Source organism: Alteromonas sp. 07-89-2 (assembly GCF_013113925.1).
In the GTDB taxonomy this organism is placed as follows: Bacteria; Pseudomonadota; Gammaproteobacteria; order Enterobacterales; family Alteromonadaceae; genus Alteromonas; species Alteromonas macleodii.
This window is the reverse complement of the sequence record NZ_VTYM01000054.1, coordinates 1-10,736: the sequence shown is the minus strand read 5'-3', so window position 1 is coordinate 10,736 and position 10,736 is coordinate 1. Positions and strand designations below refer to the sequence as shown.

General features: G+C 45.0%; 6 protein-coding genes and 4 tRNA genes. 1 reads left to right on the top strand and 9 read right to left on the bottom strand.

Features of this window, described 5'->3' with window-relative positions; translation table 11 throughout:
* Nucleotides 1-143 precede the first annotated feature (143 nt).
* Complete coding sequence (locus tag F0261_RS19525) at nucleotides 144-2,693, bottom strand: Ig-like domain-containing protein (RefSeq protein WP_171338715.1); 2,550 nt, start codon at nucleotides 2,691-2,693, stop codon at nucleotides 144-146.
* A 114-nt stretch (nucleotides 2,694-2,807) separates the two neighbouring features.
* Here F0261_RS19525 and F0261_RS19520 point away from each other — a divergent pair, with 114 nt between their 5' ends.
* Complete coding sequence (locus F0261_RS19520; RefSeq protein ID WP_014949187.1) at nucleotides 2,808-4,154, top strand: dicarboxylate/amino acid:cation symporter; 1,347 nt, start codon at nucleotides 2,808-2,810, stop codon at nucleotides 4,152-4,154.
* Nucleotides 4,155-4,443: 289 nt separating this feature from the next.
* Here F0261_RS19520 and F0261_RS19515 read toward each other — a convergent pair whose 3' ends face one another.
* From F0261_RS19515 to F0261_RS19480, 8 genes are all read right to left on the bottom strand, one after another.
* Complete coding sequence (locus F0261_RS19515) at nucleotides 4,444-5,670, bottom strand: lipoprotein-releasing ABC transporter permease subunit (RefSeq protein WP_171338714.1); 1,227 nt, start codon at nucleotides 5,668-5,670, stop codon at nucleotides 4,444-4,446.
* Entirely contained in the window at nucleotides 5,657-6,367 is a 711-nt protein-coding gene (gene lolD / locus F0261_RS19510; protein ID WP_014979092.1) for a lipoprotein-releasing ABC transporter ATP-binding protein LolD, read from the bottom strand. The genes F0261_RS19515 and lolD overlap by 14 nt, the downstream gene beginning before the upstream one ends.
* Nucleotides 6,368-6,468: 101 nt before the next feature.
* Complete coding sequence (locus tag F0261_RS19505) at nucleotides 6,469-8,022, bottom strand: EAL domain-containing protein (RefSeq protein ID WP_171338713.1); 1,554 nt, start codon at nucleotides 8,020-8,022, stop codon at nucleotides 6,469-6,471.
* A 316-nt stretch (nucleotides 8,023-8,338) separates the two neighbouring features.
* Nucleotides 8,339-8,415 (bottom strand) — tRNA-Asp (locus F0261_RS19500).
* A gap of 31 nt (nucleotides 8,416-8,446) precedes the next feature.
* Nucleotides 8,447-8,523 (bottom strand) — tRNA-Asp (locus F0261_RS19495).
* Nucleotides 8,524-8,553: 30 nt separating this feature from the next.
* Nucleotides 8,554-8,630 (bottom strand) — tRNA-Asp (locus tag F0261_RS19490).
* A gap of 30 nt (nucleotides 8,631-8,660) precedes the next feature.
* Nucleotides 8,661-8,737: transfer RNA gene (locus tag F0261_RS19485), tRNA-Asp, on the bottom strand.
* 215 nt (nucleotides 8,738-8,952) lie between these two features.
* Nucleotides 8,953-10,443 (bottom strand): TIGR03503 family protein, encoded by a 1,491-nt coding sequence (locus tag F0261_RS19480; protein ID WP_171338712.1) that lies wholly within the window; start codon nucleotides 10,441-10,443, stop codon nucleotides 8,953-8,955.
* Nucleotides 10,444-10,736 lie beyond the last annotated feature (293 nt).

The window sequence follows — 10,736 nt, the reverse complement described above, 5'->3', positions numbered from 1 at the left end:
CTGACAAACGACCTGACAGGTATTACCCCAGAGTAGTGAGGAAAAGACCGACTAAATACCCCACAAAGAAAAATGCCAGTCAGCTTAACTGACTGGCATTAGGCTATAAGCCGGCTTTTTGTTACTTGTTAAGTATAAACTCTTTATGGTGTGACCAGCGTACACTGATCAGTTACGCCGAATGGATTAGCCGGCGGTGACGCTCCTTCATCCGTCACGTCGTCAGCAGAAATACTTAGGGTGTAACGCATCTTCGCACTTGCTTCACTGCCTGTAGACTGCCCGAACACTGAAATGACGGCGTCATACCAGATTGCATAACTGCGAGGATAACGGTATTCCAATTCTGCGTAGCCATTCTCATCAGTCACCGCTGCACCGTTGGCAAACGCAATGGTTCCAATTAATCCAGGAGTTAACATACCGTCTTCATTGGTATCTTCATCTCTTGGTGTTGTATCCAAAATACCGTTGTCGTTAACGTCTTCGGTTTCACAGTTTTGATTTACTATTGCAACCCATTGAGAAGCATCATCGTCGAATACCCAAAAGCCGGTTCTATACTCACCGCCATTTACGTATTTTACCGGCGCAACTGACGCAGTCAGGTTAACGCCGCTAACTGGCTGACCTGCAGAATCTGATACAAACACACCGAAGCGCTTTAGGTAAGAAGTCGATGTGGCTTCTTCAAGCTCATTACCTGTTCCTAGCGAGATATCAAAAGCACGTGCGCCCACTGTTAACACAACCTCGTCGTCAATGGCTGGGTCGTCAGCAACAAAAGCAGTAACCACTACTGCGTCTTGAGTCGATACCGATCCTGAAGTAAAGACGGTGGTCGCTATCCCCTTGCTGTCGGTAGTTGCCTGAGAAGGTGATACAAATCCGGTCGATACGTCAGATACAGAGAAGTTAACCACACTGTTCTTCACCAAGTTTCCATCAACGTCGCGAACAACTGCACTGATGGTACTGGTTTGACCGTCAGGGCCAATGATATCAGGTGATGCATCGGCAATCAGTGTGTGAGGTGTGGTGGCAATAAACTCAATCTGAGTGAGTGCTGAAACCAACACATTCCCACTTCCGTCACTCGCTGATGCAGTAATTGAAGAGATACCTGCATTATTCGCACTGATATCAATACTCGCTTGCCCTTCTGCATCGGTCACTACAGTTGCGTTGCCCGCAATAACACCACGTGACGCGCTAAAGGTAACATTCTGACCTACCACAGGCGTGTTGTCTTGACGCCACTGGACAGTAATAGTTTGAGTCTGCCCTAGCGGCACTTCCTCTGTAGGTAAGTTGACAAAGTTAAATTCGTCTTGCTGAACTTGCACCGTAAAGCTTGTCTCAGCATTAAGTGCTGCCGCAGTGATAGTATCTTCGCCAGACGTTGATGCAGTGTAAGACACTGTCGCTTGTCCGTTTGCGCCCGTATTAACAGTCGTGCTGCTAAGCGTTCCGTTAACCGCACTTAGCACTACGTCTTGGTTGAGAATTGATGTTCCGTCAGAGTCCTGAACACGAATTGTATAATCTACGCTGTCGTTCAAAATAACTGACGATGCACCGTTGATGGTGACTTCTGTACCAGCAATGGTAATTTCAACTGTTTGCGTAAGGCTGCCTGCACCTGCTGTAATGGTGACGGTGCGGTTTGACGCATCGTTTTGAGACGTTAATATTGCGCGCGCTGTACCATCTGCGGCGGTTTCTGGTTGAGTTAATTGAAGTTCAACCCCATCGCCCGATGCGGCAGAGAAGCTTACTTCTACCCCTTCCATCAGCACACTTTGTTCATTTTTAACCAGTGCTATCAACTCAACTTCATCACTACCGCTTGAGGCGAGTTGAATGCTGTTAGCATAAAGCTCCAGTGACGCGGGCTCTTCACTTACCGTTGTACTGCCCGTAGAGCTGAATGTAGTTGAATCCTCTTCACCCGTTGCCAAAGTAGCCGTTACTTCACCATCCCCTGATGCGCTTCCCACCGACATTCCGATCGACGCTACGCCTTCAGCATTAGTCAGTGCAGTGGCAGTATCGTTAGAAAACGTCGCTAAATCATCATTGCTCAATGAGAAAGTTAGGAGCAAATCGGCCTGAGGCTCACCCTCAGAATTAGTCACGGTTGCCAGTGCAACCAATGCGTTGCTAGAAGATAAGCTGTTGTCTGCTTCCCCAGCTGCATTTTGTAGGGCTAGCGATACACTTATTGTAGTTGGGTCGGTGCTTGTCACCGCTGTGGCTGAAAACGTGGTAGTTCCCGTTTCGCCGCTACCGAGCGCAGCGGTAATTTCGCCATCTCCAGAAGCCGTACTGGCATTAAGGCGTAATCGGGCTACACCATTTGAATTTGTACGCGCCGTTCCCGTGTCGTTGCCAAACTCTGCTAGTTGTTCGTTGCTTAGCGTAAAGGTTAATAACGCGTCTGCATGCGGATTGCCATCTTGATCTGACACGGTCGCAACAACAAACAGACTATTGTCTTCAGAAAGGCTGTTGTCGCTTGCTCCACTTTCATTTTCCAGTGTTAAAGCGATTGAATAGGTTGGTGATGTGGTACCGCCGTCTCCGCTTCCGTTATCCGTGTTATCTCGAGAGACTGATGAACCGCCCCCACCACATGCTGTTAGCATAAATAATGCGCTAATTAGGCTTAGCGTTTTCGCTAATGTCGACATAATTCGTTCCTGAACCTCTTTTATTGACAATTGCGTCGTTTTTTATGTTTAAAAATCAACTGAATCTGGCACACTACGAAAGATTAAAAATATAAAAATGCACAGGGAACATTAATGTCTTCATCTGCACATAAATATAGTTTAACCGCCCGCATCTTTATCGGCATGGCTGCCGGTATCTTGACTGGTGTCTTTCTCCAATTATTGTTTGATGATAGCGGAGATTTTACTTTTTCGATATTCGGTTTAGAGTTCTCAACGTATAACATTCTTGTAGAAGGTATATTTTCCACTCTCGGCCAAATATTTATTGCCAGCTTAAAAATGCTTGTGGTTCCTCTTGTGTTTGTTTCCTTAATTTGCGGAACCAGCACACTGTCTGACCCTAGTAAATTGGGAAGACTTGGCGCAAAGTCAGTCGGACTCTATGTTGTCACAACCGCCATTGCCATAACACTAGCCATGAGTATAGCTTTAGTGGTTTCTCCGGGTGATGGGCTAAATCTAACAACAGAAACTACCTTCCAAGCGAAAGAGGCCCCTAGCCTGTCTGACGTTATCGTTAACATGTTCCCAAGCAACCCAATTAACTCAATGGCACAGGGCAACATGCTACAGATCATTGTGTTCGCCGTACTGTTTGGTATAGCTATGGCGATGACAGGTGATGCGGGCAAGCGTCTTACCGCTATCTTTGAAGATATTAATACGGTAATCATGCGTCTTGTTACCATCATCATGAACTTAGCGCCATACGGCGTGTACGTGTTGATGGCGAAACTCTTCTCCACTATTGGTGGCGAAACAATTCTGAGCTTGGCGAAATATTTCTTCTTAGTATTTGGCGTGTTAATCCTTCACGGCCTGGTAACCTACTCAGTGCTGCTAAAAGCTTTATCGGGATTAAACCCTGTTATCTTGATGAAGAAAATGCGTGACGCTGCGCTATTCGCATTTAGTACCTCAAGCAGTAGCGCTACCTTGCCCGTCACTATGGAAACGGCGAAAAACAAGCTTGGCGTAGGTAACTCGGTATCGTCGTTCACCCTGCCGCTAGGCGCAACAATTAACATGGACGGCACGGCCATAATGCAAGGTGTTGCCACGGTCTTTATTGCCCAGGTTTACGCTGTCGATTTAAGCCTTGGCGACTATATGATGGTAGTACTTACCGCCACCCTTGCTTCTATCGGAACCGCCGGTGTGCCAGGTGTGGGCCTTATCATGCTAGCTATGGTATTGCAGCAGGTGAACCTGCCGGTTGAAGGGATCGCACTTATTATCGGTGTAGACAGACTGCTGGATATGACACGCACTGCGGTAAACATTACAGGCGACTGTATGGTGTCGTGCATTGTAGCTAAAAGCGAAGGAGCATTGGACGAAAGCGTTTATAACGATCCTAAAGCCGGTTTGAAGCAGGAAGATGTGGACTTCGAACATTTTGAAAAGAATAAATAACGACTACAAAAGATTCTATAGCTCGATTTACATATGAGTTTACAGAAGCAGTCGCATACTAAAAAAGGCCAGCATCAATTGCTGGCCTTTTTAGTCAGTCGCTTGCTCCGTTATACCAATCCGCATAGATAATTGCCCACTCAGAAGGCGCTCCGTACTCTTTGTTGTGTCACCTTGATGTAGAACCACTATACCTGCGGTAACACGCCGCGATTACGAACATTTTAACTCTCGCTGAGTGGGTAATGATCTATGCTGACTGGTATTACTTACCCTATTGAGCTTAAAGTTAGTGAAGCGCTGATGAAGGTGATACTTTGGCTGCCTTTTGCGCTGGATAAATAGTAGCGCCCACACTCAAGAACATAGCAACAACCACGGTTACAACAACGTCTTGCCAATGTAGATCAGATGGTAGGAAATCGATGAAATATATATCGCCTGATAGAATTTCTATGCCTATCGCCACCTCAATAAAGCGAACAATCTCAGAGAGGTTAGGTGCTACCAGTAGCGCTAAAACCACACCTACAGTAATGCCTATAACGCCATTGATAACGCCCTGCAACACGAAGGTATTGCGAATTAAACGATCCGTCGCTCCCATGGTTTTTAATATTGCGATGGCAGCCTGTTTGTCTCTAACCGCCATAACCAGTGACGACACAATGTTAAAACAAGCAACGGCAATGACCAGCGTCAAGGCGATATACACCACAGCTCTAACTAGCTGAATATCGTTATATAAGTGGCCCTGGGTACGTGTCCAGTCAGACATGTAAACACCCTGAGGATAGCTGTAACCTATATCTCGCATCGTGTCGTAAGATGAAAATGGGTCGTTAAGTGTAAACTGAATTCCTTGTGACTTAGATGAAATACCAATAGCTTCAGACGCTGTTTCCAAGTGCATTAAACCCAGCTGGTTATCGAGTTCACCGCCAACAGATAGCACTCCAGAAATAGAAAGCGTAATTGAACGTGGGGCTTTGAAGGTTAGATCCTGAGTTGTTTGGGGAATGAGTATTTGAACAATGTCACCAATACTAAGGTCCATGGAAGCGAAAATACCCTTTCCTACAATGAGACCATTTTTCTGCGTCGAAAAACGTTGCCAATCCTCACTTGTGACTCTTTCAACATATTTGTCGCTAACACTGTTAACCGGAATACCAGTAACGCTAATTGCCTTCAACTCCCCCTTTGACTGCAACATTCCGGTTATCCCTGTGTATGGCGTGACAGAGGCAATACGGCTATCTTGAGACAAACGATAGAGCTGCGCGTCTAAATTTTCTATCCCGCTTTCGCTCTTGCTATATAATTCACCATGAGGAACCACACTCAAAATACGACTTGTAAGCTCTTTTTCAAACCCGTTCATTACGCTCAGCAACACAATTAGTACAAAGCAACCAAGGGCAATACCAATGGTGGATGACATAGAAATAAAAGAGATGAAACGCTGTTCTGAACGTGTTTTTCTGAAGCGTTGGGCCAATTCAAAGGCGAGCATCTTGGCTCTCCTTGAATAACGTATCGCTCGCTAATCTGCCGTCCTTTATCTTCAGCACCCTGTCCATTTTCCCGGCCAAGGTAATATCATGGGTAACGACAACAAACGCTGTCCCTTTTTTATCACTTAAGCTAGTAAGCAGTTTATAAATTTGCTCACCCGTCGAGTCATCAAGATTTCCTGTAGGTTCGTCGGCCAGTACTACTGATGGCTCGGTAACTAAAGCTCGTGCTATTGCCACACGCTGTCGTTCACCGCCTGACATGGTCGAAGGTAAATGGTCGACGCGGTGAGAAAGCCCAACTTCATCTAACATTTCACGAGCCTTGCCGTGTGCCAATTTGGTCGAGAGCCCTCTAATTCTTAGCGGCATTGCTACATTTTCTAACGCTGTGAATTCACCGAGTAAATGATGAAATTGATAGATAAAGCCCATTTCGTCATTGCGAAGCTTTGCTAATGCATTTGCAGATAATTGACCGAGTGATTTTCCATTGAATTCGACTTCACCGCTAGAAGGTTTATCTAACCCTCCAAGAATATGTAAAAGGGTGCTTTTACCTGAGCCGGAGCTGCCTAAAATAGCAACATGTTCGCCAGCTTTTATTGAAAGAGAGACATCGTGTAAAACGGGGGTAGCATTACTGCCATCTTGATAGGTTTTATTAATATTGCGGCAAATTAGCACGTCCTGCATGCGAGTATTCTTCTTTAATTTCCAGACGGTGAATGGTAGCGTTAAACACTACCAACACCAACTGAAAAATAACAGCGCTAAAACGTAAATATCAATCTGTATTATTCTGTGCCTTGAACGCTTTTGGCCAGTGCATCAGCCGACTGTGGCTTGCCAAATAACCACCCTTGACCAAAGCCGATGGTTAATCCTTTCAGTTCATTGCATTGATCAATGTTTTCAACCCCTTCTGCAATCAAATCAACATTAAGTCCTTCGGCAATGCTCACAATGTGAGGGATAAGCGATGAACGAATGCTGTTATCTTCCATATCCATAACAAAGCTGCGGTCAATTTTAAGGTAATCACAGTTTAGCGTTTTAAGCTGGCTTAAATTTGAATAACCCACTCCAAAGTCGTCAATTGCAAATAAGAAGCCTTTACTCTTCAGTGACTTAATATGCTTCACCGCACTATGAGTGGCGATTTGCTCATCTTCAGTGATCTCTAAAACTAACTTGAAGTTCTTTACGTTCATATCTAGTACAAAGTCTAGGTCCAAACAACCTTCGCGGGTAAAATCGAAGGGGAATAGATTAAACGATACCTTAAAGCCTTCGGGGATCTCTGGGTTTTCGTTGAGTTCTCTCATGGCGGTGGTAATCATATCAACCGTAAATTCCCAGGTCATATCCTGCTCTTTTACCTGAGGAATAAATTCGTCAGGATAAATCGGCCCAAATTCATCCTCAAATCGACTCAATACTTCGCACCCAATGACCTTTCCCGATTCCAAGTTTACAAAAGGTTGGTACAAGCAATAGAACTTATGTTCTTTTAGCCCTTTACTGACGCGAGACTCAAGTGAGCGTCGTCGTCTTAAATAGTTAAAGGTAAGCATATGCGTCAACGCTGCCGTCATTAACATAGCAAACACAAACAACACCAGCTTGCCCATGTGCAAATCAAATACGCGACCGTGATCAGATTTCACTTTTAGGCAGGTATGATTGTAGCGTTCATCACACTGGATAAATTGTAAGGAAAAATAGCCAGTGCCTGCGTCCATCTCATCTTGGCTGAGGGTAGAACCGACAAGGCTAGGATTACCTGCCATATGATAAAACTGATCGCCATTGTAGAACAGCTGCCAATCTTGCGTGTAGCTGTAACCAATGACACTATCCATATCCAATACTGCGTTGTAACGTCCGCGCTGTACTATAGTACCGGTAGCTTGTTTATCGAAAAGCTGAAGAGGAGTATTTATCCAAAAAGCGTCGCCAAGCTGAGTATAAAAATCAGGCTTAACCTCTTTCATGGGCTCTTCTAGAATGCCCAAATAAGTACTGCACAATAGCTCGTTATTTTGATAAAAGCCTATCTCTTTTACAAATCGAGAGCGAAACAAGGTTTTTCGCATTTCCGCTAAGTTATCCATTTCACAGGTTTGATACGGCAGCGCATTTAGGTAATCGAGCGTGATCTCAGCATCTCTAAATACTACGCGCACATTATCTAGTATTTCTGTAGCGCGACTTTCCTCTTGTTCTCGAATAAACACAAACATAACGATAGCGAGTAATAGGGTCACACCCACTACGCTTAGCAATGACACCCCAATTGCTTTTAAATTATCAGCAAGAAAGTACTGTTTTTGGTCGCTTTTATTCATAATTTCCGAGTTTTTTAGCGTGAACGACCTAACTTTAGTACAAATTAAAAAAAAGACACTACGACTTTAGGGCATGTTACTGTTTGTTCGGTGTTTTTTTACTTTATAGATGACTATTAATCGAAAAGGAATAATGTTTCTAGTGTCACATTGTGCAATTGGGAAATGGAGCAATTTCTTGAATGGCTAACTGACAAGAGGGTAAGAATAAATAAAGTGCGATTGCGAGAACAGCAATTTTAACTGCAGAGTAAAAAAAGAACTTTTTGAGTGTCCCCAGAAGGGGGAATTATCTAAGAAGAAAACTTATCATTAATGGCGGAGCGGACGGGACTCGAACCCGCGACCCCCGGCGTGACAGGCCGGTATTCTAACCAACTGAACTACCGCTCCGCATAATGGGAAGCGCGCTTTATTCGATTAATGGCGGAGCGGACGGGACTCGAACCCGCGACCCCCGGCGTGACAGGCCGGTATTCTAACCAACTGAACTACCGCTCCACATAATCGAGATTGCGCTGTATAACTAAATGGCGGAGCGGACGGGACTCGAACCCGCGACCCCCGGCGTGACAGGCCGGTATTCTAACCAACTGAACTACCGCTCCGAAGACCTTTTAGTTATACCATTGAAAGAGTGGCGGAGCGGACGGGACTCGAACCCGCGACCCCCGGCGTGACAGGCCGGTATTCTAACCAACTGAACTACCGCTCCACATCTTCAATGTTATCAGTGAGTTGACTTGGCTGTTGTTGCCCTGTCCCCTGACTGCGGCGCAGATAATACGTATTCCCCTATGTGGAGTCAACGCTTTTTATTAATAAAATTGTCATCTGCGGTTTGTTTGCCTGTTTAATAGGCATTATGTCGAAATAAAATTCAAAGTGAACAAATTAGCGACGCCTTAAACTGAAGCGCTGGTCTCCCTGCTATTCCTTTTCAGCTTTTTCACGCTTTTTGAATAGCCCTAATAGTTTTTTAAACCCCTTAGGTTCAGATTCCATAGTAAGGTCAGCATCGGTGGTTTCTCCCGATGGCTTTGCAGTACTATTTGCTTGCTTAGGCGCAGACGCCTTTTTTCGCATAATAATAATCACAGCAGCAGCGATTACTCCGATGAGCACTATAGACCCATTTACGGCCACCAGAATGAGGGTTAGCGTCCCATCATCCATTTCATCTTCTACCGAATTTGGCTGCATATCGTCTTCTGGCACTTCAGGTTGCGTTATTAAGGGTGCACTGCCATCAACGATAGGATCTTTTCCATTGATTAAAGGGTCTTCAATCTCAGGCTCGGCTGGTCCCTCTGCCACAAAACTATATTCAGGGACATCTAATATAAAATCGCGCCCATCCATTGTCGTGCCGTAAGCAGTGAGCTTTACCCTAAAAATTCCTTCTTCGTAGGCGACAATTAAGTGCTCTCGAGGATCCACACCGCCTTCTGTTAGCGAAAAATTCTGCATATCGGAATTAGGAAACTTCACTTTGCCATCGACTAGCAGTGACTCGATGTCGACTAGTTCACGGTCTACATCAATAACAATTTTATGATAGCCCTCTCCGCCTCCATCCATTTCAACATCAATAGAGACGGGATTTTCATGTAAAACGATAAGTTCGCCTATTTGCTCGCGGGTGTACATTGGTGTACTCACGCGAAAATTAGGCTTCCATTCACCAGCCGGTATTTTCAAGTTGAACTGGCCAGTAAAAATGCCATCTCCTGGTCGCTCATCCATCCCTCGCCCATCGTCTTTAAATGTCGCTATGCGCTGGTCATTTGTACCAAAGTTGCCGTAGTTAGGGTTATTGGTACTCTTAAACTCAATCTCTAAGTCGACGACATCTCTGAACTGTTTGTTTTCTATAGGCTTGCCGTTGTTGGTTAAATAGGCTGTGGATTTAAGTATTTCGCCAGCAAACAGCACATTCGGTAGCGGCTCAGCATGAAGTTCAACATTAGACAAAACCATTACACGGCTTTGCGGTAATACTTGACCTACAGCTTGCCAAGGCCCAGGCACAGGATCTTTGATGGTGATCATGTCAAAGGTATCAGCGTCGTACCACTGCACCTTTTCTTCGTCGACCCGCCCTTGAAATAGCTTTGAACCATCGGGTCTAACCAGCACTACAGGAGCAGAACCGTACTCCCTAAAGAAAACCATGGTGATTTCTTTAACGTTATAGTCAACGCGAAAGCGGTTTTGTAACAATTGAATGGAGTTGGTGTATTCGTCACCGAGCTCTGTAAGAGGAGATGTATCTATTGTTGCGTTGTTTGATTGAGCATTTTGTACAGCGCTATCAGCAAGCTGCCTAGCAGCGTCGCGTTCGTCTTCTTGCGACTGAGCGCCAGCGCTTAAGTGTATAAACAATGATAAAAAAATTACCCAATAAAACCACACTTTCACGCTACGCTGCTCCTGCACTGTTTAGCTTTTTTCTTTCTAATTAAACGTGTTTAGCTAGGGCCTGTTGACCTTTGCTGTACATTTTTGCTGCGGTCTGTGTGCCATCTAGGCAAGGCGAATGTTTGACGGTTTAGTGATTCTAAATCGAGAACATTCAACGCAGTATAGATGGCACAAAGGCGCTGCCCAAAGGGGTCGTTATGGAAGCCTTTTACTCTTTGTCACAGTCCTTTAACTTAGCCCGCTAGGCTTGCAGGACTGTTTCGCGATTAAAAGGCTTCCATTTAGACCAA

Excerpts from the sequence above, each read along its gene's own strand:
- F0261_RS19525 (WP_171338715.1), bottom strand. The coding sequence starts at position 2,693 with ATGTCGACATTAGCGAAAACGCTAAGCCTAATTAGCGCATTATTTATG.
- F0261_RS19520 (WP_014949187.1), top strand. The coding sequence starts at position 2,808 with ATGTCTTCATCTGCACATAAATATAGTTTAACCGCCCGCATCTTTATC.
- F0261_RS19515 (WP_171338714.1), bottom strand. The coding sequence starts at position 5,670 with ATGCTCGCCTTTGAATTGGCCCAACGCTTCAGAAAAACACGTTCAGAA.
- lolD (WP_014979092.1), bottom strand. The coding sequence starts at position 6,367 with ATGCAGGACGTGCTAATTTGCCGCAATATTAATAAAACCTATCAAGAT.
- F0261_RS19505 (WP_171338713.1), bottom strand. The coding sequence starts at position 8,022 with ATGAATAAAAGCGACCAAAAACAGTACTTTCTTGCTGATAATTTAAAA.